General features: G+C 69.6%; 25 protein-coding genes. 22 read left to right on the forward strand and 3 right to left on the reverse strand.

Translation table 11 applies throughout. The annotated features are described in order from the left end of the window. Window positions 1-53 precede the first annotated feature (53 nt). The 6 genes from AC5Y4Q_RS17535 (at window position 54) to AC5Y4Q_RS17560 (ending at window position 4,737) form a co-directional block, all read left to right on the forward strand. Window positions 54-1,715: an acyl-CoA synthetase gene (locus AC5Y4Q_RS17535; RefSeq protein ID WP_125224618.1), complete on the forward strand. Its 1,662-nt coding sequence runs from the start codon at window positions 54-56 to the stop codon at window positions 1,713-1,715. 202 nt (window positions 1,716-1,917) lie between these two features. Then, window positions 1,918-2,262, forward strand: coding sequence for a ferredoxin (fdxA, locus tag AC5Y4Q_RS17540; protein ID WP_064920404.1), 345 nt, complete (start codon window positions 1,918-1,920; stop codon window positions 2,260-2,262). Next, window positions 2,259-2,972, forward strand: coding sequence for a helix-turn-helix transcriptional regulator (locus AC5Y4Q_RS17545; RefSeq protein ID WP_064920403.1), 714 nt, complete (start codon window positions 2,259-2,261; stop codon window positions 2,970-2,972). The genes fdxA and AC5Y4Q_RS17545 overlap by 4 nt, the downstream gene beginning before the upstream one ends. Next, entirely contained in the window at window positions 2,969-3,394 is a 426-nt protein-coding gene (locus tag AC5Y4Q_RS17550) for a hypothetical protein (RefSeq protein ID WP_125224619.1), read from the forward strand. The genes AC5Y4Q_RS17545 and AC5Y4Q_RS17550 overlap by 4 nt, the downstream gene beginning before the upstream one ends. 42 nt (window positions 3,395-3,436) lie before the next feature. After that, a complete protein-coding gene (locus AC5Y4Q_RS17555; RefSeq protein WP_125224620.1) occupies window positions 3,437-3,775 on the forward strand; it encodes a cupin domain-containing protein in 339 nt (112 codons plus the stop codon). 74 nt (window positions 3,776-3,849) lie between these two features. Beyond that, window positions 3,850-4,737 carry an NAD(P)H-dependent flavin oxidoreductase gene (locus AC5Y4Q_RS17560; protein WP_499959814.1) on the forward strand — a complete coding sequence of 296 codons (888 nt, stop codon included), beginning with the start codon at window positions 3,850-3,852 and terminating at the stop codon, window positions 4,735-4,737. On the opposite strand, the gene AC5Y4Q_RS17565 is transcribed toward AC5Y4Q_RS17560, so the two are convergent. Beyond that, window positions 4,734-5,438 carry a helix-turn-helix transcriptional regulator gene (locus AC5Y4Q_RS17565; RefSeq protein WP_064920400.1) on the reverse strand — a complete coding sequence of 235 codons (705 nt, stop codon included), beginning with the start codon at window positions 5,436-5,438 and terminating at the stop codon, window positions 4,734-4,736. The genes AC5Y4Q_RS17560 and AC5Y4Q_RS17565 overlap by 4 nt on opposite strands. A gap of 95 nt (window positions 5,439-5,533) precedes the next feature. On the opposite strand from AC5Y4Q_RS17565, the gene AC5Y4Q_RS17570 reads away from it, so the two are divergent. Beyond that, window positions 5,534-5,989 (forward strand): DoxX family membrane protein, encoded by a 456-nt coding sequence (locus tag AC5Y4Q_RS17570; RefSeq protein WP_064920399.1) that lies wholly within the window; start codon window positions 5,534-5,536, stop codon window positions 5,987-5,989. Window positions 5,990-5,999: 10 nt separating this feature from the next. Here the strand turns inward: AC5Y4Q_RS17570 and AC5Y4Q_RS17575 are convergent, their stop codons facing one another. Then, window positions 6,000-6,497, reverse strand: a complete 498-nt coding sequence (locus tag AC5Y4Q_RS17575) for a DUF1990 domain-containing protein (RefSeq protein ID WP_064920398.1) — start codon at window positions 6,495-6,497, stop codon at window positions 6,000-6,002. Window positions 6,498-6,582: 85 nt separating this feature from the next. Between AC5Y4Q_RS17575 and AC5Y4Q_RS17580 the strand changes: the two genes are divergently transcribed. The 10 genes from AC5Y4Q_RS17580 to AC5Y4Q_RS17625 all read left to right on the forward strand — a co-directional run bounded on the left by AC5Y4Q_RS17580 (window position 6,583) and on the right by AC5Y4Q_RS17625 (window position 15,060). Beyond that, a complete protein-coding gene (locus AC5Y4Q_RS17580; RefSeq protein WP_499959797.1) occupies window positions 6,583-7,206 on the forward strand; it encodes a PaaI family thioesterase in 624 nt (207 codons plus the stop codon). Continuing rightward, the gene (locus tag AC5Y4Q_RS17585) at window positions 7,203-7,367 is read left to right on the forward strand and encodes a hypothetical protein (protein WP_165604384.1); all 165 of its coding nucleotides are present in this window, start codon (window positions 7,203-7,205) and stop codon (window positions 7,365-7,367) included. Before AC5Y4Q_RS17580 ends, AC5Y4Q_RS17585 begins: the two co-directional genes overlap by 4 nt. After that, the gene (locus AC5Y4Q_RS17590; protein ID WP_267887735.1) at window positions 7,349-7,471 is read left to right on the forward strand and encodes a hypothetical protein; all 123 of its coding nucleotides are present in this window, start codon (window positions 7,349-7,351) and stop codon (window positions 7,469-7,471) included. Before AC5Y4Q_RS17585 ends, AC5Y4Q_RS17590 begins: the two co-directional genes overlap by 19 nt. 115 nt (window positions 7,472-7,586) lie before the next feature. Beyond that, a complete protein-coding gene (gene thrS / locus AC5Y4Q_RS17595) occupies window positions 7,587-9,641 on the forward strand; it encodes a threonine--tRNA ligase (RefSeq protein ID WP_064920396.1) in 2,055 nt (684 codons plus the stop codon). After that, a complete protein-coding gene (locus AC5Y4Q_RS17600) occupies window positions 9,638-10,210 on the forward strand; it encodes an ATP adenylyltransferase (RefSeq protein ID WP_064920395.1) in 573 nt (190 codons plus the stop codon). Before thrS ends, AC5Y4Q_RS17600 begins: the two co-directional genes overlap by 4 nt. Continuing rightward, the gene (gene pgsA, locus AC5Y4Q_RS17605) at window positions 10,207-10,869 is read left to right on the forward strand and encodes a phosphatidylinositol phosphate synthase (protein WP_064920394.1); all 663 of its coding nucleotides are present in this window, start codon (window positions 10,207-10,209) and stop codon (window positions 10,867-10,869) included. Before AC5Y4Q_RS17600 ends, pgsA begins: the two co-directional genes overlap by 4 nt. 17 nt (window positions 10,870-10,886) lie before the next feature. After that, entirely contained in the window at window positions 10,887-11,810 is a 924-nt protein-coding gene (locus AC5Y4Q_RS17610; protein WP_234786561.1) for a phosphatidylinositol mannoside acyltransferase, read from the forward strand. Then, window positions 11,810-12,934, forward strand: a complete 1,125-nt coding sequence (locus AC5Y4Q_RS17615; RefSeq protein WP_064920392.1) for a glycosyltransferase family 4 protein — start codon at window positions 11,810-11,812, stop codon at window positions 12,932-12,934. Before AC5Y4Q_RS17610 ends, AC5Y4Q_RS17615 begins: the two co-directional genes overlap by 1 nt. Then, window positions 12,934-13,980 (forward strand): NUDIX hydrolase, encoded by a 1,047-nt coding sequence (locus AC5Y4Q_RS17620; protein WP_064920391.1) that lies wholly within the window; start codon window positions 12,934-12,936, stop codon window positions 13,978-13,980. Before AC5Y4Q_RS17615 ends, AC5Y4Q_RS17620 begins: the two co-directional genes overlap by 1 nt. Before the next feature lie 57 nt (window positions 13,981-14,037). Beyond that, the gene (locus AC5Y4Q_RS17625) at window positions 14,038-15,060 is read left to right on the forward strand and encodes an alcohol dehydrogenase catalytic domain-containing protein (protein WP_064920390.1); all 1,023 of its coding nucleotides are present in this window, start codon (window positions 14,038-14,040) and stop codon (window positions 15,058-15,060) included. Window positions 15,061-15,130: 70 nt separating this feature from the next. Here AC5Y4Q_RS17625 and AC5Y4Q_RS17630 read toward each other — a convergent pair whose 3' ends face one another. Further along, window positions 15,131-15,913 carry a Coq4 family protein gene (locus AC5Y4Q_RS17630; protein ID WP_064920389.1) on the reverse strand — a complete coding sequence of 261 codons (783 nt, stop codon included), beginning with the start codon at window positions 15,911-15,913 and terminating at the stop codon, window positions 15,131-15,133. A 103-nt stretch (window positions 15,914-16,016) separates the two neighbouring features. Here AC5Y4Q_RS17630 and AC5Y4Q_RS17635 point away from each other — a divergent pair, with 103 nt between their 5' ends. The 5 genes from AC5Y4Q_RS17635 (at window position 16,017) to car (ending at window position 22,750) form a co-directional block, all read left to right on the forward strand. Continuing rightward, window positions 16,017-16,718: a TetR/AcrR family transcriptional regulator gene (locus tag AC5Y4Q_RS17635; RefSeq protein WP_064920388.1), complete on the forward strand. Its 702-nt coding sequence runs from the start codon at window positions 16,017-16,019 to the stop codon at window positions 16,716-16,718. 69 nt (window positions 16,719-16,787) lie between these two features. Then, window positions 16,788-17,705 carry a pyridoxal 5'-phosphate synthase lyase subunit PdxS gene (pdxS, locus tag AC5Y4Q_RS17640; RefSeq protein ID WP_064920387.1) on the forward strand — a complete coding sequence of 306 codons (918 nt, stop codon included), beginning with the start codon at window positions 16,788-16,790 and terminating at the stop codon, window positions 17,703-17,705. Between the two features lie 9 nt (window positions 17,706-17,714). Then, a complete protein-coding gene (gene tesB / locus AC5Y4Q_RS17645; RefSeq protein WP_064920386.1) occupies window positions 17,715-18,560 on the forward strand; it encodes an acyl-CoA thioesterase II in 846 nt (281 codons plus the stop codon). After that, window positions 18,557-19,153, forward strand: a complete 597-nt coding sequence (pdxT, locus tag AC5Y4Q_RS17650; protein ID WP_064920385.1) for a pyridoxal 5'-phosphate synthase glutaminase subunit PdxT — start codon at window positions 18,557-18,559, stop codon at window positions 19,151-19,153. The genes tesB and pdxT overlap by 4 nt, the downstream gene beginning before the upstream one ends. Before the next feature lie 54 nt (window positions 19,154-19,207). Continuing rightward, window positions 19,208-22,750 (forward strand): carboxylic acid reductase, encoded by a 3,543-nt coding sequence (gene car, locus AC5Y4Q_RS17655; protein WP_064920384.1) that lies wholly within the window; start codon window positions 19,208-19,210, stop codon window positions 22,748-22,750. Window positions 22,751-22,789: the final 39 nt, after the last annotated feature.

Raw genomic sequence — 22,789 nt, forward strand, 5'->3', positions numbered from 1 at the left:
GTCACCTTGTAGCGTTATCCGGGCGCATGCGGTGGTCGGATCGAGGAGCGGCAGTGGAATTCAACCTCGCCCAGGTGTTCTCGGCGGTGGCCTCGGCCATCCCGGACCGCGATTGCGTGGTCTTCGGCGACCGGCGGTTCACCTATGCCCAGATCGACGACCGCACCCGCCGGTTGGCCCGGGCACTGCACGAGCGGGGCCTGGGCGCGCGCCGGGAGCGCTCCGAGCTGGCCCCCCACGACTCCGGTCAGAGCCATCTTGCGCTGTATCTGGCCAACGGCAACGAATACCTGGAAGGCATGCTGGGCGCCTACCAGGCCCGCGTCGCCCCGTTCAACGTCAACTACCGATACGTGGCCGACGAGCTGGTCTACCTGCTGGCCGACGCCTCCGCCGAGGCGATCATGTACCACGCGCGCTTTGCCCCCACCCTGGCCGAAGCGCTGCAGCACGCCGGCGACCGGCTGCCGGCGATGCTGCTGATCCACGTCGACGACGACTCCGGCAACGCACCGCTGCCCGGCGCGCTGCACTATGAGGAGTTGCTGGCGAGCACCTCCGGTGAACCGCTGAACCTGCCGCTGTCCCCGGACGACCTGTACCTGCTCTACACCGGCGGCACCACCGGCATGCCCAAGGGCGTGCTGTGGCGCCAGCACGACATCTTCATCAACGCGATGGGCGGCCGGGAGTTCGGCACCGGCACCGTTCCCACCAGCCTGGCGGAGATCGTCGAACGTACCCGCGCCGGCGGCCCGGGTTCGATGACCGTGGCGCCGCTGATGCACGGCGCCGCCCAGTGGGCTGCGTTCATCACGGTGCTGGGCGGGCGCCCGTTCGTGATGTCGGCGACCACCGACCGGTTCGACCCGGCGGCGACCTGGGAACTGGCGGCCAGGGAGCGCGTCGTTTCGCTGTCGATCGTCGGCGACGCCTTCGCCCGCCCGCTCGCCGGCGCCTTGAAAAGCGCCGCGGCCGGAGATTACGACCTGTCGGGCCTGTTCGTGCTGGCCAGCGGTGGTGCTCCGCTGACCGTCCCGCTCAAGCAACGGATCTTGGACCTGTTGCCGCACCTGTCGATCCTGGACGCCGGCGGCTCCTCGGAGACCGGCGCGCAGATGGGTCAGACCACCAGCCGCGGCCAGGCCTCCACCGGCCGCTTCACCCCGAACCCGGGCGCGGTCGTGGTCAGTGAGGACATGACCCGCATCCTGCGGCCCGGCGACGACGAGATCGGCTGGCTGGCCCAGCAGGGCTATGTGCCGCTGGGATACCTGGGCGACCCGGAGAAGAGCGCACGCACCTTCCCGGTCATCGAAGGCATCCGGCATTCGGTCCCCGGTGATCGGGCCCGCTGGGATGCCGACGGCGGCATCGAGTTGCTCGGGCGCGACTCGGTGACGATCAACTCCGGCGGCGAGAAGATCTTCGCCGAGGAGGTCGAGGCCGCGGTCGCCCACCATCCCGCCGTCTACGACGTCGTCGTGGTGGGCCGGCCCAGCCCGCGGTGGGGCCACGAGGTCGTCGCCGTGGTGCAACTGGCCGACGGCGCCGAGGCCGACGCCGAGGACATCGTCACCGAGGCGGCCCGCTACATCGCGCGCTACAAGCTGCCCAAGGACGTGGTGTTCTGCGAGCGGGTGCAGCGCTCGCCCTCCGGCAAGGCCGACTACCGCTGGGCCAAGGCGCAGGCGACCGCGGCGCAAACGGTCTGAGCGGCACCGTGCGCACCGCGGCGCCGCGGCCGATCGCCCGCCGTACGTCGGCGAGGTAGCCATCCAGTCATGCTGGGGCACAACGGGTTTCGTCGCCCCCAGCGGATCGCGACCAGCAGGCGGCGATGGGCGGATGCCGCCCCCCGCCATTTAGGTCCGCCCTTCTAGTTTCTACAAAATTCCTTGTGTAAACTTCACGCCCATGGCATATGTGATCGGGAAGCCGTGCGTTGACGTGATGGACCGGGCCTGCGTCGAGGAGTGCCCCGTCGACTGCATCTACGAAGGCGGGCGAGCCCTCTACATCCATCCTGATGAATGTGTGGACTGCGGAGCCTGCGAGCCGGTATGCCCGGTCGAGGCCATCTACTACGAGGATGACCTCCCGGACGAGCTGCAACCCCACCTGGCCGACAACGCGGAGTTCTTCACCGAGGCGCTGCCCGGGCGCGACGAAGCGCTCGGCTCGCCCGGCGGCGCGGCCAAGGTCGGAGCGCTCGGCGTCGACACCCCGCTGGTGGCCAGTTACCCGCCCCAGGGGGAGTGAGCGACATCGCCAAACCGGCCGGGCCACCTGGAGGACGTCGTCTTGACGTGCTTCGGCTGGTGCAGGCCGCAGACGAGCCGCTGAGCATCGCGCAGATCGCCGACGAGTTGGGAGTCCACCCCAACACCGTGCGGTTCCACCTGGACACCCTGGTCGAAGAAGGCCGCGTCGAACACACCGAACCCGACCACAAGGGCCGGGGCCGTCCGGCGCTGATGTTCCGGGCGATCCGGCAGATGGACCGGGGCGGCACCCGTCGCTTCCGGCTGCTCGCCGAGATCCTCGCCATCGGCCTGGCCGCCGACTCCGACCCCAGCGGCAAGGCGCTGGCGGCCGGCCGGGCGTGGGGGCAGCGACTGCGCCCGCTGAACCGCCCGACCGAGTCGGTCGACGCCGACGAGTCGACCGGCCACCTCGTCGACATGCTCGACGAGTTGGGATTCCAACCCGAACACCTCGAACCCGATGCCGCCGGCGACAAGCAGCTCGGCCTGCGCCACTGCCCGTTCCTCGAGCTGGCTGAGAGCTCGACGGAGGTGGTCTGCCCGATCCACCTCGGCCTGATGCAAGGTGCGCTGGAAGCCTGGGATGCACCGGTCACCGTCGACCGCCTCGACTCGTTCGCCAAGCCCGATCTGTGTGTGGCGCACTTGAAGTCGGTGAACGTGGACGAGCCCACGCCGCTGCGCCTGGAAGGATCTGCCGGGTGAGCGCCGCCTGCGGCGTCGCGACCGCCGCGACCTTTCTCTGGCTGGGCATGGTGATCGCGATCTCGTTCATGGAAGCACCGCTGAAGTTCCGGGCGCCCAACGCGACGATCCCGGTCTGCCTCGGGATCGGCCGGTTGGTGTTTCGGGCCCTCAATGCCGCCGAGTTCGTGCTCGCCGCGGCGATCGCGGTGACGTTTGCGATCGAGCGCCCCAGCACCGCGGTCGTCGTGGCGTTCGGGGTCGTGGTGGTCATGTTGTTCGCCCAGATGCTGGCGGTGCGGCCGCGTTTGAGCCGCCGCGCCGATCAGGTGCTGTCCGGACTGGATGCGCCCCGTTCCCGTGCGCACTACGCCTACGTCGGCTTGGAGCTGATCAAGGTTGCCGCTCTGGTGCCGCTGGGCATTCTGTTGCTGTCCCGCTGAGTCCGACCCCGACACCGACCCGACGAGTGAGAAGGACTACCGATGGAATCGACCTCCCTGACCACGTTGGCCGACGAGAAGCTGGCCGAGGCCCGGCAACACCACAGCGGGCGCGCGGCGCACACCGTCTACGGGGGCTCGGTACACCACCTGCGTCAGACGCTGGTCGCGCTGCAGGCCGGTCAGTCGCTGGCCGAACACGACAGCCCGGGGGAGTCGACCCTGCAGGTGCTGCGCGGCCGGGTGCGGTTGACCGCCGGCGACGACGCCTGGGAAGGCGCGGCCGGGGAGATCGTCACCCTGCCGCGTACCCGTCACGCGCTGGAGTCCCTGGAGGACGCGGTGGTGCTGCTGACGGTCACCAAGAGCGCCTCGCACTGAGCGTGCCCGCCGCCGGACTCTGCACGCCCTGGTCACTGCGGGCCGGGCTGCGGGTGCCCATCGTCAACGCCCCGATGGGCGGGGTGGCAGGTGGCCGGCTGGCCGCCGCGGTCACCGCGGCGGGCGGGCTGGGCATGATCGGGATGGGCAGCACCGCCACGGCGGCGGCGCTGGCCACCGAGCTGGCCCTGGCCGGACCGGCGAAATTCGGAATCGGCTTGGTGGACTGGGTGATCCGCGAACAGCCCGACCTGCTCGACGCCGCCCTGGCCGCCCGCCCGGTGCTGCTCTCGGTGAGCTTCGGCGACGACTTGTCCTGGGTGGCGCGCGCCCACGCGGCCGGCATCCTCGCCGTCACACAGGTCTATGACGTCGAGACCGCCCGCCGTGCGGCCGACGCCGGACTGGACCTGCTGGTGGCCCGCGGCGCCGAAGGCGGCGGACACGGAGAGACCCGGCTTGCCACCCTGCCGCTGCTCGACGCCGTGCTGGACGCCGTGACGCTGCCGGTGTTGGCCGCCGGGGGGATCGCCTCGGCGCGCAGCCTGGCCGCGGTGCTGGCGGCCGGCGCCGCCGGCGCCTGGCTGGGCACCTGCCTGTCGGCCTGTCCGGAGGCGCTGACCGGCGACGGCGCCCGGCGCGCCCTGATCGCGGCGGCCGGCACCGACACCATCACCACCCGGGTGTTCGACGTCGGCCAGCGGCTGGATTGGCCGGCGCGGTTCCCGTCGCGGGTGTTGCGCAACGAGTTCGCCGATCGCTGGGCGGGCCGGGAGGACGCCCTGGCTGGCGATCGGGACGCCGGTGCGGAACTGGCGGCCGGGATCGCCGCCGAAGATCAGCGCATCGCGCCGGTCGATGCGGGCCAGGGCGTGGGGATGCTGCGCGACAGCCGTCCGGTGGCGGTGGTGCTCGACGAGCTGTGCGCCGGGGCGCAGCAGCTGCTGGCGCGCTGGGGCTAGCCCGCATCCGCGGCGGCGCTCAGCACGACGCAGCACCGGGACGGGTCTGGGCAGAGCCGGGTCTGCGGGCAGTGCGGTGCCAGCGCATCGCTGACGCCGCCGATCAACGCCAGGTTCATCGTGCAGGCCAGCTCCGTCTGGGCCTGGGCCAGCGTGTGGAAGGGACAGTTGGCCAAGAAGATCTCGCCGTCATCCGCGCGCGGTTCATAGCCGTGTTCGCCGAGCACGTCGACGGCCAGTTCCAGTGCGGCCGGCGCATTGCTCGGTGCCCGCCCCGCGGTCGCCGTGTCGCCGAGTTCACGCCCGTAGTCGCGGGCCAGGGTGCACAGCACCTCGATCGCCGGCCTGCCGGTGCGGGCGGATTCGGCGATCGCATCGGCCATCAACCGGCCCGCCAGCTCGTACTCCCGCGGCGGCAAGCTGACCGCGATCTGTTCCGGTGAGCGGCGGTAGCGCTTGGAGGGGCGGCCCGCGCCGGGACCGGAGCGGCCGGTCAGCCGCGCATAGTCGCTCTGCAACAGGCCGTCGGCCTCCAGCCGGTCCAGATGGAACTTGGCCTGGTGGCGGGCGATACCGGTCGCGGCCGCCGCCTCGTCGCGGCTGACCGGGGCGGGCTGGGCGGCGACGAATCGGTACAACGTGCGGCGGACCGGATCGGCGAGTGCGCCGATTCCCGTCACGTCGCGGTCGCGGTTGGCCATGGTTCGCCGAACTTCTATCGGATGAAACTCTTGACGTTAGATTCTAGTCCGTTCTAACGTACGAAATATACGCCGTTAGAACTGAGGAGGGCGTCATGAGTGCCACCGGTCATGCGAGTTCACCTGCCGTTTCAGAGCGGTTGAAGGATCCGTTGTTCGAGGCGTTCTTCGTGCTGCGGACCTTGTTCACGGTCGCTCCGATCCTGTTCGGTCTGGACAAATTCTTCAACCTGCTGCCGCACGTCCCCGGCGGCGCGGGCCCGAGTCACTGGGACAAGTACCTGGCGGCCTGGATCAACGACATCCTGCCCGGCAACGGCGACCAGGCGATGTACCTGATCGGTGCCATCGAGATCGTCGCCGGTGTCCTGGTCGCCGTCGCGCCGCGGATCGGCGCCTGGGTGGTGGCGGCCTGGCTGGCCGGCATCATCGTCGACCTGCTCACCTTGTCCGGCTATTACGACGTCGCGCTGCGCGACTTCGGTCTGCTGGTCTCCGCAGTGGTGCTGGCCCGCCTGGCTCAGGCCGTGCACATCCGCCAGCTGACGTGACGGCGCCTGCTCACACCGCTCGCAGGTAGCGCCTGGCGATGAGGCGCTGCGCCACCGACACCACCGGCCCGCCCGCTTTGATCCACCACTTGGCGGGCCGGGAAAACGCCCGTACCTGCGCGTAGACGGTGTCCTCGGCCGGGTCGTAGCGCACCGCGAAGAACTCCTCGCCGGATTCGGGATGTCCCGGCAGCGTGCCGTAGGCGAAGCCGCGCCGGTCGGGCTCGTCGATGACGTAGACGACCCGGCATGGCGCGGACAGAAACCCCATCCGCACCACCACGGTGGTGCCCACCGCGGCGACGTCGCTGTCCGCCCGCACACCCAGGCCGGCCCCGCGTTGCATGCCCCAGCGCAGCACCGCCGCGCCGGCCTCCTCGAAGCGCTGCCGGCCGCGGCCGATCGGGGCGGTGTGCTCCAGGTGCTGATATCCCTGCGGCAGTGCTCCCGCGGTGGCGCCCACCTCGGCGTAGGTCAGCGGTAGGTCACGCAGCTTGCTCACATCCACCGGCCCACCCTCCCAGGCGGTTGACTCTGCGTCCAGGGCGCCAAAGTGCGGGCAGCATGCGCCCTGGACGCAGAGTCAACGTTAAATGGGACGGGTGCACGCGACCCATGCCGGCGGCGGTTTCAACCCGCCCGAGCCGACCCAGAAGGGCGGGCCGGACTACGGCCGGTTCCTGGAGACCATGCGTACCCTGCAAGACCAGGCCCGCGGCGTCGACGCCCCCGACGAGGTGATCACCAAAGCCGCCGACGCGCTGCAGGAAGTCTGCGACCTGTTGGCGCCGTTCGGCAGCGACGAGTGGTCGTCGCCGTCGGGTCGCCGGTTGGATCTGCCCATGCGTGGCAACCTGCTTCCGGTACCGATGAAGCTGAAGAAGGGCGACGACGGCCGGCTGCGTGGCTGGGCCCGGTTCCGGCGGTTCCACTTGGGGCGCAACGGTGCTGCGCACGGCGGTGCCATCGGGCTGCTGTTCGACTCGGTGCTGGGCACCGCGTCATGGCTGCTGACCGGCGGGCCTTACCAACGCACCGCCTACCTGCACGTCAACTACCGCCGCATCGTCCCGATCGACAAAGAGCTGCAGGTCGAGGCGTGGGTCAGCCGGACCGAGGGCCGCAAGATCTTCGTCGAGACCACCTTGTGCGACGGCGACACGTTGCTGGCCGACGGCGAGGCGTTGTTCGTGGTGCTCAAACCCGGCCAGCCATGAGCTCGCAACGGATCGTCTTCGACGAGATGGACACCGGGCCGGAGCACTTCGCCGCGCGGCTCCCGTTGGCGGGCGAGCTGATCCGGTTCCTGCCCGGTGACGATCGGTCCGACTACTGCCTGGAACGCAGATGCGCCCGACGATGCGCGATCTGTGGGTGAACGTCGCCTACGTCATCGACTCGGCCCAGATCCGGGAACACCGGGTGGACTTCGACAAGAACTACCCGGCGGCGATCGCGCGGATCAACCTGGTTGAACCGTAGCGGTCATCGTCGCGGCCGGTGACCTTTGCTCGACCTGGGGCGATCAGCGATGCCCGCCCCGATAGCATGGTCGCGACCCGTTCGATCGTCCGACAGCCCCACTGGAGACCAGCCCATGAGCGTGCCCGCCATCCCCGTCCCGGCAAACCCGATTCGGGTGGCTGCCGGGACGACCGCGGCCGACGCGGTGCGCGCGGCGGGCCTGCCCAGCCGCGGGGCGCCGAACGCCATCGTGGTGGTGCGCGACGCGCAGGGCAAGCTGCGGGACCTGAGCTGGATTCCCGACACCGACACCGAAGCGACCCCGGTGCCGGCCGACACCGAGGAAGGCCGCAGCGTCATCCGCCACTCGTGTGCGCACGTGCTGGCCCAGGCGGTGCAGGACCTGTTCCCGGCCGCCAAGCTCGGCATCGGCCCGCCGATCACCGACGGGTTCTACTACGACTTCGACGTACCCGAGGCCTTCACCCCGGAGGACCTGGAGAAGCTCGAGAAGCGGATGAAGGCCATCATCAAAGACGGCCAGCTGTTTTCCCGGCGGGTTTATGAGTCCAAAGAGGCCGCCCGCGCCGAACTGGCCGGCGAGCCCTACAAGCTGGAACTCGTCGACGACAAGTCGGGCGACAGCGACATCATGGAGGTCGGCGGCGACGAGCTCACCGCTTACGACAACCTCAATCCCCGTACCCGGGAACGGGTTTGGGGTGATCTGTGTCGCGGCCCGCACATCCCGACCACCCGGTTCATCCCGGCGTTCAAACTCACCCGCTCTTCGGCGGCCTACTGGCGTGGCGACCAGAACAACGCCAGCCTGCAACGCGTCTACGGCACCGCGTGGGAGTCTCAGGAGGCGCTGGACCGCCACCTCGAACTGATCGAGGAAGCTCAGCGCCGCGACCACCGCAAGCTGGGCGTGGAACTGGACCTGTTCAGCTTCCCCGACGAAATCGGTTCGGGCCTGCCCGTTTTCCACCCCAAGGGCGGGATCATCCGCCGGGAGCTCGAGGACTACTCGCGGCGCAAGCACATCGAGGCCGGCTACCAGTTCGTCAACACCCCGCACATCACCAAGTCGGCGCTGTACGAAACCTCCGGTCACCTGCAGTGGTATTCCGACGGCATGTACCCGCCGATGCACATCGATGCGGAGTTCGCCGAGGACGGCACCGTGCGCAAACCCGGCCAGGACTACTACCTCAAGCCGATGAACTGCCCCATGCACCACCTGATCTTCCGCTCGCGGGGGCGTTCCTACCGTGAACTTCCGTTGCGGCTCTTCGAATTCGGCAGCGTGTATCGCTACGAACGCTCCGGCGTGGTGCACGGCCTGACCCGGGTTCGCGGCATGACCCAGGACGACGCGCACATCTACTGCACCCGGGAAACCATGCGCGACGAGCTGGCCTCGTTGCTGCGCTTCGTGCTCGACCTGCTCGCCGACTACGGGCTGGACGACTACTACCTGGAACTGTCCACCAAGGACCCGGAGAAATACGTCGGCTCCGACGAGGTGTGGGAGGAGGCCACCGAGACGCTGCGCGAGGTTGCCGAGGCGTCCGGGCTGACCCTGGTGCCCGACCCGGGCGGTGCGGCGTTCTACGGGCCGAAGATCTCGGTGCAGGTCAAAGACGCGCTGGGCCGCAGCTGGCAGATGTCGACCATTCAGCTCGACTTCAACATGCCCGACCGCTTCGAGCTGGAATACACCGCGGCCGACGGCACCCGGCAGCGCCCGGTGCTCATCCACCGGGCCTTGTTCGGCTCGATCGAACGCTTCTTCGGGGTGTTGACCGAGCACTACGCCGGGGCGTTCCCGGCCTGGCTCGCGCCGGTGCAGGTGGTCGGCATCCCGGTCGCCGACCAACACGTGCCCTACTTGGAAGACGTTGCCGCGCAACTGCGCAGCCACGGCGTGCGGGTCGAGGTGGACGCCAGTGACGACCGGATGCCCAAGAAGATCGTCAACCACACCAACGCCCACGTGCCGTTCATGCTGCTGGCCGGCGACCGCGACGTCGAGGCCGGCGCCGTCAGCTTCCGGTTTGCCGACCGCACCCAGATCAACGGCGTGCCGCGCGACGAAGCGGTCGCGGCGATCGCCGGCTGGATCGCCGCCCGCGACAACACCGCACCGACCGCCGACACGCTGAAGGTGGGCGGCGCGAAGTGACCGGCGACGAGGACGGCGAGCAGGGGATCGTCGATACCGGAGTCGGCGAACCCGACCGGCTCGAACGACTGTGGACGCCCTATCGGATGACCTATCTGGCCGAGGCGCCGCTCAAGCGGGCGGCGTCGGGGTCGGCGCGGTCCACCCAGCCGTTCACCGACATCCCCACGCTGTCCGACGAGGACGGGCTGGTGGTGGCGCGCGGGGAATTCGTCTACGCGGTGCTCAACCTCTACCCCTACAACCCGGGCCACCTGATGGTGGTGCCCTACCGGCGGTTCTCGGAGTTCGAGGACCTCACCGAATCCGAGGGCGTCGAGTTGATGGCCTTCATCCAGAAGTCCATTCGGGTCATCAAGGCGGTGTCGCGCCCGCACGGGTTCAACGTCGGCCTGAACCTGGGCGAGTCGGCCGGCGGGTCGCTCGCCGAGCATCTGCACGTGCACGTCGTGCCGCGCTGGGGCGGTGACGCGAACTTCATCACCATCGTCGGCGGCTCCAAAGTGATCCCGCAGTTGCTGCGCGACACTCGCCGGCTGCTCGCCGACGAGTGGACCAGACAGCAATGAGCAGGCTGCCTTTCCTGTCCCGGGCGGCGTTCGCGCGCGTCACCACGCCGGTGGCGCGGGCCTTCCTGCGGGCCGGCCTCACCGCCGACATCGTCACCATCCTGGGCACCGCCGGTGCGGTGCTGGCGGCGCTGACCCTGTTCCCGACCGGTCAGCTGTTCGCCGGCACCCTGGTGGTCTGGTTCTTCGTGCACTTCGACATGCTCGACGGGGCGATGGCGCGAGAAAGCGGCGGCGGCAGCGCCTTCGGTGCGGTACTGGACGCAACCTGCGACCGGATCAGCGACGGAGCGGTGTTCTGCGGGCTGGCCTGGTGGGCGGCGTTCGGCCTGCACAGCGCCCCGCTGGTGGTCGCGACGTTGATCTGCCTGGTGACGTCGCAGGTGATCTCCTACATCAAGGCCCGCGCCGAAGCCAGCGGCCTGCGCGGCGACGGCGGCTACATCGAACGTCCGGAACGGCTGATCATCGTGCTGGTGGGCGCCGGCCTGTCGGATCTGCCGATCTATCCGCTGCCGTGGGCGCTGCACCTGGCGATGTGGCTGCTGGCGGTGGCCAGCCTGATCACCTGCGCCCAGCGTCTGCACACCGTGCGGATCTCCCCGGGAGCGGTGGAACCGTTGCGGGACGCCGACGGCGAGGGAACGGCCGGACCGTGACCATCTTGCCGAGCGGTCTGCGAGTACCCGGACTCAGCCAGCTGGATGCCTGGGCCACCGACGCCGGGTTCGCGGCGGGCTGGATGCTGGTGCGCGCCCTGCCGGAGTTCGTCGCCCGCAACGCCTTCGACGCCGGGGCCTGGTACGCATCCCGGGGCGGGGGACCCGAGCAGCTGCGCAAGAACCTGGCCCGCGTGCTGGGGGTGGACCCGGCGCAGGTGCCGTCGGCGCTGATCCGGGCTTCGCTGGCGTCGTATGCCCGCTACTGGCGCGAGGCGTTCCGGCTGCCCACCATGGACCACGCCGAATTGGCCGGCCGGCTGCACGATTCGGTGCTGGGCCAGGAGTACCTGGAGGCCGCCTTGGGGGCCGGCCGGGGCGCGGTGCTGGCGTTGCCGCACAGCGGCAACTGGGATATGGCCGGGGTGTGGCTGGCGCAGACCCACGGCGGGTTCACCACCGTCGCCGAGCGGCTCAAACCCGAGTCGCTGTACCGGCGCTTCGTCGACTTCCGGGAATCTCTGGGCTTCGAAGTGCTGCCGTTGTCCGGCGGGGAACGCCCCCCGTTCGATGTGCTGGCCGAGCGACTGGCCGTCAACGGGCTGGTCTGCTTGATGGCCGATCGGGACCTGACCCGAAACGGGGTGGCGGTCGACTTCTTCGGGGAGTCCACCCGGATGCCGGCCGGCTCGGCCAAACTCGCGATCGAAACGGGTGCGGCGCTGCTGCCGGTGCACTGCTGGTTCGACGGCGCCGGCTGGGGTATCCGGATCTATCCGCGGCTGGACTGCTCCAGCGGTGAGGTCGGTGTGATCACCCAGGCGCTGGCCGACAGGTTCGCCGAGGGCATCGCCGCCTACCCGGAGGACTGGCACATGATGCAGCCGCAGTGGGTGGCCGATCTCCCCGAATCTCGACGGGCGCGCCTGGGGGAGCGCTGATGCGGATCGGCATGGTCTGCCCCTACTCGTTCGACGTGCCCGGCGGGGTGCAGGCTCACGTGCTGCAGCTGGCCGAGGTGATGCGCGCCCGCGGGCATGAGGTCAGTGTGCTGGCGCCGGCCTCGCCGCATGTGGCGCTGCCGGACTACGTCGTCTCCGCCGGCAAGGCCGTCGCGATTCCCTACAACGGGTCGGTGGCCCGGCTGCAGTTCAGCCCGGCCGCGCATCGCAAGGTCAAGAAATGGCTCCTGCACGGTGAATTCGATGTGCTGCACCTGCACGAGCCGAACGCCCCCAGCCTGTCGATGCTGGCGCTGAATGTGGCCGAGGGCCCGATCGTGGCCACCTTCCACACGTCGACCACCAAATCGCTGACGCTGAGCGTGGCCCAGGGCTTACTGCGGCCGATGCACGAAAAGATCATCGGCCGCATCGCCGTCTCGGACCTGGCCCGGCGCTGGCAGATGGAGGCGCTGGGATCCGACGCAGTCGAGATCCCCAACGGGGTCGATGTGGCGGCCTTCGCCACGGCGCCGCCGTTGCCCGGTTATCCGCGGGCCGGCCGTACGGTGTTGTTTCTCGGCCGTTACGACGAACCCCGCAAGGGAATGGCGGTGCTGCTGGGGGCGCTGCCGGCGCTGGTCGAGAAGTTCGCCGATCTGCAGGTGTTGATCGTCGGCCGCGGTGATGAAGCCGAATTGCGCAGCAACGCAGGCGCATTGGCCGGCCATCTGCGATTGCTGGGCCAAGTCGACGATGCCGAGAAGGCGTCGGCGCTGCGCAGCGCCGACGTCTACTGCGCGCCCAACACCGGCGGGGAGAGCTTCGGCATCGTGCTTGCCGAGGCGATGGCGGCCGGCGCCGCGGTGGTGGCCAGCGACCTGGACGCCTTCCGCCGGGTGTTGCGCGACGGGCAGGCCGGCCGGCTGGTGCCGGTCGATGACCCCGCGGCCCTGGCCGCCGCCCTGATCGAGGTGCTCGGCGACGAGGCGCTGCGGGCGTCCTATGTGGCGGCCGGCCGTGAGGCGGTACGCCGCTACGACTGGTCGGTGGTGGCCGACCAGATCATCCGGGTCTACGAGACGGTCGCCGGCGTCGGCCGCAAGGTCTCGGTGGGCGACTGATGGGCCCGACGATCGCCGGCACCGTGCTGGTGCTGGTCACCGTGGCGGTGCTGGCTGCCGCGGTCGGCTGGGCATACCAGACCGCCAACCGGCTCAACCGGCTGCACGTGCGCTGCGATCTGTCCTGGCAGGCGCTGGACGGAGCGCTGGCGCGGCGTGCCGTGGTGGCCCGGGCCGTCGCGATCGAGGCCTACGGCGACGCGGTGGCCGGACGGCGGCTGGCTGCGCTGGCCGATGTCGCCGAGCGGGCGTCCCGCGACATGCGTGAGACGGCCGAGAACGCACTGTCGGCCGAACTGGCCATGGTCGACGCCGCCTCGTTGCCGCCGGCGATGGTCGCCGAATTGGCCGATGCCGAAGCCCGGGTGCTGCTGGCCCGCCGATTCCACAACGACGCGGTCCGTGACACGGTCGCCCTGCGCGAGCGCCCGTTGGTACGGGCGTTACATCTGGGCGGAACCGCGCCGATGCCAACCTATTTCGAGATCCTCGAACGGGCGGGCATGGTTGCACACGGCGATCACGGCGTGCTTGCTCCGCGCGTCTCGGCGCGGGTGGTGCTGCTCGACGAGACGGGATCGGTGCTGCTGCTGCGCGGTCGCGACCCGGCCCTGCCGGATGACGCCGAGCACCCGGCGCCGCGCTGGTGGTTCACCGTCGGTGGGCAGGTGCTCCCCGATGAGCCGCTGGCCGAGGCGGCGGCCCGGGAACTGGCCGAGGAGACCGGCCTCAACGTCGACCCCGGCGAGCTGGTCGGGCCGATCTGGCGCCGCGATGCCGTCTTCGAGTTCAACGGCGAACGGCTTGATAGCCAGGAGTTCTTCTTCGCCTACCGCACTGGCCGGTTCGAGCCGTCCGGGACCGGTCGGACCGGGCTGGAGCAGCGCTACCTGCATGGCCACCGCTGGTGCGATGCCACCGCGATCGCCGAGCTGGCCGCCGCCGGCGAGAAGGTCTATCCGCTGCAGCTGGGTGAGCGGCTCGCCGAGGCGGCCCGGTTGGCCGACGGCGCCGGCGCGACTCCGGACCTCCGTCGGATCAGCTGACTGCCCGGGTGCGGGAAAAACCCCGTCGCGGCGGGGGGACCCGTTTAGCCTGAACGGGTGAATCCCAAGCCATCCCACCGCGCAGTTCAGGTACCGTCCGTCGGCGCGGCACTGTCCCTGGTCGATGTCGACACCCGCGCACCCGCGCCCAATCAGGTCCGGATCGCCGTGGCGGCCTGCGGTGTCTGCGGCACCGATCAGGGCATCGTCAATGGCGGCTTTCCCGGCCTGAGCTGGCCGTTGACGCCCGGGCACGAAATCGCCGGCACCATCGCCGAACTCGGAGCGCAGGTGACGGGCTGGTCGGTGGGCGACCGGGTGGCGGTGGGCTGGTTCGGCGGGCACTGCAACCACTGCATCCCTTGCCGCAAGGGCGATTTCATTCATTGCGCCAACGGGCAGGTGCCCAGCTGGCACTACCCGGGCGGGTACGCCGAGTCGGTGACCGTGCCGGCCAATGCACTGGCGCGTATCCCCGATGAACTGTCCTTCGCCGAGGCGGCGCCGATGGGGTGTGCCGGGGTGACCACCTACCATGCGCTGCGGTCGACGAGGGCACGCGCCGGGGACCGGGTCGCGGTGCTCGGCCTGGGCGGTCTGGGGCACCTGGGTGTGCAGTTCGCCGCCGCCATGGGATTCGAGACGATCGCGATCGCGCGCGGAGCCGCCCGCGCCGATGACGCCCGGGCCCTGGGCGCCCACCACTACATCGACTCGACCGCCGGCGATGTCGGCCAGGCGATGCAGGCGCTCGGGGGTGCGGCGGTGGTGCTGGCCACCGCGGCCAACTCCCAGGCGATGGCCGCCACGGTTGGCGGGCTCGAGCCGCGCGGGGAGCTCGTTGTCATCGGGGTCACCCCCGACGCGCTGCCGATCGCCCCGGCGCAGTTGATCGGCCCGGGACTCAGCGTCATCGGCCACCCGTCGGGCACCGCCCGCGACGTGGAGGAGACCATGGCCTTCGCGGTGCTGTCGGGGGTGCGGGCCCGTATCGAAGAGCGGCCGTTGGCCCAGGCCGCGGAGGCCTACGCCGCCATGACGGAGGGCCGGGCACGCTATCGCATGGTCTTGACTATGTGATTCCTTCCGGCGAGCAGTTCCCGAACGCCTCTGACCTCAGCCCGATATGGGGCTTTGGGACTGCTCGCGCTCAAGCAACGTCCGCGTCGTAGTCCCAGCGCGTGGGTGGCTTCATCCCCGGAGGCATCCACCCGATGAACATGTGGCCGGCCGGGTGGGCGCTGCGTGTCGGCATGACGCCCAACATCTCCCGAACCTCGTTGAGCGGCCGGTCCAGCAGCTCTTCATACGGGGCCGCCATCAGGTTATCGGCGCGCTGACCGCGGCGGACGGCTTCCCGGAAGTAACGGATCTTGCGCCGCGGCGAGGCCGGGATGAGGGGTCCGAGCAGCCCGAGGGTCAGCGCCTTCAGGGCACCGGAGGGCTCCATCTGCCCGCAGTGGAATCCCAGGTTGCCGAACTCGCCGCCGATGTCCGGGCCGTAGCCGCCCAGGGTGTGGAACATGTCGTGCAGGGCGGTGCCGCGCCGCATCATGTAGAAGAAGTCGTCGTCCCAGCCGCGACGCTCGGCGACCGGCCGGATCACGGTGTCGACGTCGAAGACGCCGGCATCGAGCCGGTTGGTGCGCAGAAACGACCGGTAGGCGTGGCCCAGCGATCCCACCGGGAGGGAGGCCAGATAGTCGTCGTCGCCGAGCAGCGCCAACAGATCCGGCTTCTCGGCGAACAGCCGCCGACCGTTGGGATGTGCCCGCAACTGGTGGTAGCTGCGGGCCAGGATCGGGGCCGCCAGGCCCACGATCAGCTCGAAGGCCGACCCGCCGTTCTTGCCGGGGTTGGTCAGCAGCCGCCAGGAGCCGAACACGGCCGGCCAATCCCGGTGCTCGGGTACGCCGGTGAACGCTGCAGCCATGCGACGATCCCTTCATCGGATACGCAAGCGAAGGCACTACGGAGTGCACCACGTCCAATAATAGACATATGGACGCACATGTCCATATATTCCGGAGACTGCAATGACGGCACGCCGCCGCGGCCGGCCGCCCGGCGGCGGCAACCCGCCTGAGCACGCCCGGGAATTGTTGCTCGACGCTGCGGAGCGTTCGTTTGCCCAGCGTGGCTACCGGACCTCGACCATGCAGGTCATCGCCCGCGAAGCCGGCTACACCCGGGCGGTGATCTACCGCCACTTCGCCACCCGCGATGAGCTGCTCGACGCGTTGGTGGTGCGGGTGGCGGTGCGCAAGATGGCCGAGATCGCCACCCGGGTTCAGGCCACCGACGACCCCGGTGGTTCGGTGAGGCTCGACGGAGGAGAGGCGACGCCGGGACCGTCGTATGACCCCGGCGTCCTGGTGACCGAGTCGCTGGTGATCGTGGCCACCGAGGTCGGCCAGGACCCGCTGCTGCGGGTGATCTCCGAGCACACCGACGAGGGCAACGTCGCCGCCCTGATCGCCCGGTCGGCGACGCTGGGCGAGGTGCTCGCCGGGCAGTTCGAAATCGGATTCCAGCAGGCGGGGACCTTCCTGCGCGCCGGCCTTCGCCCCGGTGACGCCGCCCATTTCGTGCTGTCGGTGGCCCTCGGCTTGTTGCTGCGGCTGATTCCCGGCGTCGACGACCCCGACCAGGTCCGCCGATACGTGCGGGTTTTCGTGCTACCGGCGTTGGTCGCCGCTCCGCCGCCGCCGGGGCCGGTCTTCGCGCCGCTGGACTAACGAGGGAGAAAATCGGCTGGCGGGCGCCCACTACACTGGGCGAGTATCACGAGCGAGGAGAAGCATTCAGTGGACAGCGCGGCGCAGAACGGCTCGGCACCCGGCGGGCAGACCGGAACGGCGCGGGTCAAGCGCGGCATGGCCGAGATGCTCAAGGGCGGCGTCATCATGGACGTCGTCACCCCCGAGCAGGCCCGCATCGCCGAGGGCGCCGGCGCCGTCGCGGTGATGGCGCTGGAGCGGGTGCCGGCCGACATCCGTGCCCAGGGCGGGGTATCGCGGATGAGCGACCCGGACATGATCGAATCCATCATCGCCGCGGTGACCATCCCGGTGATGGCCAAGGCACGCATCGGGCACTTCGTCGAAGCGCAGATCCTGCAGAGCCTCGGGGTGGACTACATCGACGAGTCGGAGGTGCTCACCCCGGCCGACTACAGCCACCACATCGACAAGTGGCGTTTCACCGTCCCGTTCGTGTGCGGGGCGACCAATCTGGGCGAGGCGCTGCGCCGCATCACCGAGGGCGCGGCGATGATCCGCTCCAAGGGTGAGGCCGGAACCGGAGACGTCTCCAATGCCACCACCCACATGCGTGCCATCGGCGGCGAGATCCGCCGGCTCACGTCGCTCTCCGAAGACGAATTGTTCGTCGCGGCAAAGGAACTGCAGGCCCCCTACGAACTGGTCGCCGAAGTCGCCAAGGCCGGCAAGCTGCCGGTGACGCTGTTCACCGCCGGCGGCATCGCCACGCCCGCCGATGCGGCGATGATGATGCAGCTCGGCGCCGAAGGCGTGTTCGTCGGCTCCGGCATCTTCAAGTCCGGTGATCCGGCCGCCCGGGCGGCCGCCATCGTCAAAGCCACCACCTTCCACGACGACCCGGACGTGCTGGCCCGGGTCTCGCGCGGGCTGGGCGAAGCGATGGTCGGCATCAACGTCGAGGACATCGCAGCGCCGCACCGGTTGGCCGAGCGCGGCTGGTAGAAAACCTCTGTGGCGATCGAAGAGATCCTCGATCTCGAACAACTCGAGGTCAACATCTACCGCGGAAGCGTGTTCAGTCCGCTCTCCGCTGACCACCAGCGCACCTTCGGCGGGCACGTCGCCGGTCAGGCGCTGGTATCGGCGGTCCGCACCGTGGACCCGCGTTTTCAGGTCCACTCGCTGCACGGCTACTTCCTGCGCCCCGGCGACGCCCGGGCGCCCACGGTGTTCATCGTCGAGCGGGTGCGCGACGGCGGTTCCTTCTGCACCCGGCGGGTCAACGCGGTGCAGCATGGCGAAACCATCTTCAACATGTCGGCGTCGTTTCAGACCGCGCAGCAAGGCATTACCCACCAGGACTTGATGCCCGACGCACCCGATCCCAAGGATCTGCCCGACATTGCCAGCATGAAGGCCTTCGACGACGCGGGCTTCAAGGCGTTCGCCGAGTGGGATCTGCGCAAGGTGCCCCGCGCGCAGCTACCGCACATTCCGGGCAAAGTCGCCGAGCAGCAGGTGTGGTTCCGCCATCGCGACCGGCTACCCGACGATCCGGTGCTGCACATCTGCGCGCTGGCCTACATGAGCGACCTGACCCTGCTGGGCACCTCCTGGTCGATTCACCCGGCCGAGCGTGACCACCTGCAGGTGGCGTCGCTGGACCACGCGATGTGGTTCATGCGCCCCTTCCGGGCCGACGAATGGCTGCTCTATGACCAGTCCTCGCCGTCGGCGGGTGCCGGCCGGGCCCTGACTCAGGGCAAGATCTACAACCGAGCCGGAGACATGGTGGCCGCCGTCATGCAGGAGGGGCTGACCCGCTTCCCGTCCGGATATCAGCCGACCGAGCAGTGAGCGGCCCGCAGGTCGGTGTGCTCGCGCTGCAGGGCGACGTCCGCGAACACCTGGCCGCCCTGCGTGCCGTCGGCGCCGAGGCGGTGCCGGTGCGTCGTCGCGCGGAACTCGACGCCGTCGATGCCCTGCTGATTCCCGGGGGCGAGTCGACCACCATGAGTCACCTGCTGCGCGAGCTGGAGCTGATCGATCCGCTGCGAGCCCGGCTGGCCGACGGGATGCCGGCCTACGGGTCCTGCGCGGGCATGATCCTGCTGGCCGCCGAGATCGTCGATGCCGGCGCGCAGGGGCGCGCCGCCATCCCGTTGTCGGGGATCGATATGACGGTGCGGCGCAACGCTTTCGGTCGGCAGGTCGATTCCTTCGAAGGTGACGTGGCGTTCACCGGCCTAAAGGATCCGGTGCATGCGGTATTCATCCGGGCGCCCTGGGTGGAGCGGGTCGGGCCCGGGGTGCAGGTGCTGGCGGAGGCTGCCGGGCATCCGGTTGCGGTGCGCCACGGCGCGGTGCTAGCTACCTCGTTTCACCCGGAGGTGACCGGCGATCGCCGGATCCACCGGTTGTTCGTCGACATCGTCAACGAACACCGTTGAGTGCCTGACCGGCAGGCCGTTTCTGCGCGCCCGCCAGCGGGTATCTCGCCCGCCATGACCGCCGGAGCCGACCGCCAACAGCGCCTGTCGTACCGCATCGACACGCTGAACCGGACCGATCCCCAGTTTCGGGCCGCGGCGCCCTCGCCGGCGATCACCGACGCCGCCCACCGACCGGGGCTACGGCTCTGGGAAGTCATCGACACCTATCTGCGTGGCTACGCCGATCGCCCGGCGCTGGGCCAACGGGCGCGGGAAGTCACCCGCAGTGAAGCCAGCGGCCGCAACACCACCACACTGCTGGCCGGCTTCGACACCATCAGCTACCGGCAGCTCGGTGACCGGGTCGCCGCCCTGGCCACGGCGTGGCGGTCGGTGGTGCCCGGATTCGGCCCCGGCGACCGGGTGGCGGTGCTGGGGTTCACCAGCGTCGGCTACGCGGTGATCACGCTGGCGTGCGCGCGCTCGGGCGCGGTGTTCGTGCCGCTGCAAACCAGCTCGACCGCCGCCCAGTTGGCGCCCATCGTCGCCGAGACCGAGCCGCACATCTTCGCCACCAGCGTCGAATCGCTGGACACCGCCGTCGACGTGGTGCTCGGGTCACCGTCGATCCGGCGGCTGGTGGTGTTCGACTACAACGCCGCCGACGACGACCAGCGTGCGCGTTTCCAGGCCGGCACCGCCCGGCTGGTCGCGGCCGGGCGGGCCCTGGACGTGGTGCCGCTGTCCGACGAGCTAGAGAGCGGCAGCACTCTGGCGCCGGCCCCGCCCTTCATCCCGGCCGCCGGGGACAACCCGCTGGCGACCCTGATCTACACCTCCGGCAGCACCGGCACCCCCAAGGGCGCCATGTACACCACCGACATGATGACCAGCATCTGGCAGCGGCCCCGCGGCCCGTCGGTGGATGTGGGCCAGCCGATCCCGGCGATCCACCTGCAGTACATGCCGCTGTCGCACGTGTTCGGTCTGGAGTGGTTGATCGCCACACTGGCCGCCGGCGGCACCGGCTACTTCGCCGCCAAAAGCGACATGTCCACCCTGTTCGACGACATCACGCTGGTACGCCCCACCGGGCTGAACCTGGTTCCGCGGGTGTGCGACATGATCTACCGGCGCTACCGCAAAGAGCTAGATCAGCGGCCTACCGGTGGGCGCGGCGCGGATGAGCTGGCCACCGAGGTGAAAACCGAACTGCGCGAAGAGTTTCTGGGCGGGCGGGTGATCTCGGCGATGTGCGGCAGCGCGCCGCTGTCGAAGACGGTGCACGCCTTCATGGAATCCATGCTCGACATCGCCGTCAGCGACGGTTACGGCTCCACCGAGACCGGCGGCGGCATCATGCGCAACGGGATCATCAAACGCCCGCCGGTGACCGACTACAAGCTGGTCGATGTGCCCGAACTGGAATACTTCACCACCGACCGGCCGTATCCGCGTGGTGAGCTCTACCTCAAGTCGGAGCTGCTGATTCCGGGCTATTACCGCCATCCCGAACTGACCGCGCAGATCTTCGACGAGGACGGCTACTACAAGACCGGCGACATCATGGCCGAGATCGGCCCCGATCACCTGGTCTATCTGGACCGCAGCAACAACGTCATCAAGCTCTCGCAGGGCGAGTTCGTGGCGGTGTCGCGACTGGAGGCCACCTACTCCACCAGCCCCTATATCCGGCAGATCTTCCTGTACGGGTCCAGTGAGCAGCCCTTTCTGCTCGCGGTGATCGTGCCGAACGCCGACGCCGTCGGTGACGGTGACGCGCGCGCGCTGATCGCCGGGTCGCTGCAGCAGATCGCCGCCGACGCCGAGCTGAACGCCTATGAGGTACCGCGGGATTTCCTGCTCGAAACGAATCCGTTCACCCGCGACAACGGGCTGCTGTCGGGAGTCGGCAAATTGCTGCGGCCGGCGCTGACCGCACGCTACAGCGAGCAGCTCAACGCCCTTTACGACCAACTCGCGGCCGGCCAGGACGACCAGCTCGAGCGGCTGCGGGCCGAAGCCGGCGAGCGGCCGACGATCGATACCGTGCGCCGCGCCGCGGCCGCTACCCTGGGACTGCCCGCCGATGACGCGTCATTCGATGCAGACGCCAAATTCATTGACCTGGGCGGCGATTCGCTTTCGGCGTTTTCCTTCGCCACCCTGCTGGAGGGAATCTTCGCCATCGACGTGCCGGTGCAGACCATCGTCAGCCCTACCGCGACACTGGCCGCAATCGCTGGATACGTTGACGGGCAACGCGATTCGGCCCACGGCAGCCGGCCGACGTTCGCCTCGGTGCACGGCCGGGGTGCCACCGTGGCCCGGGCGGCGGACTTGAGCCTGGACAAACTCATCGACGCCGCAACGCTGGCCGCCGCGCCCGGCCTGGCCGCAGCGGCGGGTGAGGCCAACACGGTGCTGCTCACCGGCGCCAACGGGTACCTCGGGCGCTTCTTGTGCCTGGAGTGGCTGCAACGGCTGGCGCCGCGCGGCGGCACGCTGATCTGCATCGTGCGTGGCGCCGACCCGGACGCGGCCCGGCAACGCATCGAGGCGGCCATCGACACCGGCGACGCCGAGTTGTGCGACCACTTCCGCGCCCTGGCCGATCAGCACCTGGAAGTGCTGGCCGGGGATCTGGCAGCGGAGAATCTGGGCCTGGACACCGCTACCTGGGCCCGGCTGGCGGGCTCGGTGGATCAGATCGTGCACGCCGCGGCCATGGTCAACCACGTCCTGCCGTATAGCCAGCTGTTCGGTCCCAATGTGGTCGGCACCGGCGAGATCGTCAAACTGGCCCTGAGCACCCGACTCAAGCCGGTCACCTACCTGTCCACGGTCGCGGTGACCGCGCTGCCCGACGGCAGTTTCGTCGGCGAGGACATCGACGTGCGGCAGGCCAGCCCGGCGCGGTCGCTGGACAGCTCCTACGCCGGCGGGTACGCCACCAGCAAGTGGGCCGGGGAGGTGCTGCTGGCCGAGGCGCACGACGTGTGCGGGTTGGGTGTGGCGGTGTTCCGGTCGGACATGATCCTGGCGCACAGTCGCTTTTCCGGGCAGCTCAACGTGACCGACATGTTCACCCGGCTGATGTTGAGCCTGCTGGTCACCGGAATCGCCCCGCGATCGTTCTATCAGCTTGACGCCGCCGGTAACCGGCAGCGGGCCCACTACGACGGGCTGCCCGCCGATTTCACCGCCGAGGCGATCACCACCCTCGGCGAGCGCAGCACCGCTGGGTTCCACACCTACAACGTGCTCAACACCTACGACGACGGCATCTCGCTGGACACGTTCGTCGACTGGCTGATCGCCGACGGCCAGCCGATCGAGCGGATCGACGACTACGCCGATTGGCTGGCCCGGTTCGAAACCGCGATGCAGGCGCTGCCGGAGCACGAGCGCAAGAATTCGGTGCTGCCGCTGCTGGACGCCTACGCCCACCCGGAGCCGGTGTCGGGCCGGCACGCGCCCGCCGGGAAGTTTCGCGCCGCGGTGCAACAGGCCCAGATCGGCGAGTCCCGCGATGTGCCGCACCTGTCTGAGGCGCTGATCCTCAAGTACGTCGCCGACCTGCGCCACCTCGGGCTGCTGGGGGTGCACGCGTAGACTCATCAGGCTGACTTTGCGAGCGAGAAGAAGAGGTAG

This window comes from Mycobacterium sp. NGS16, assembly GCF_059813225.1.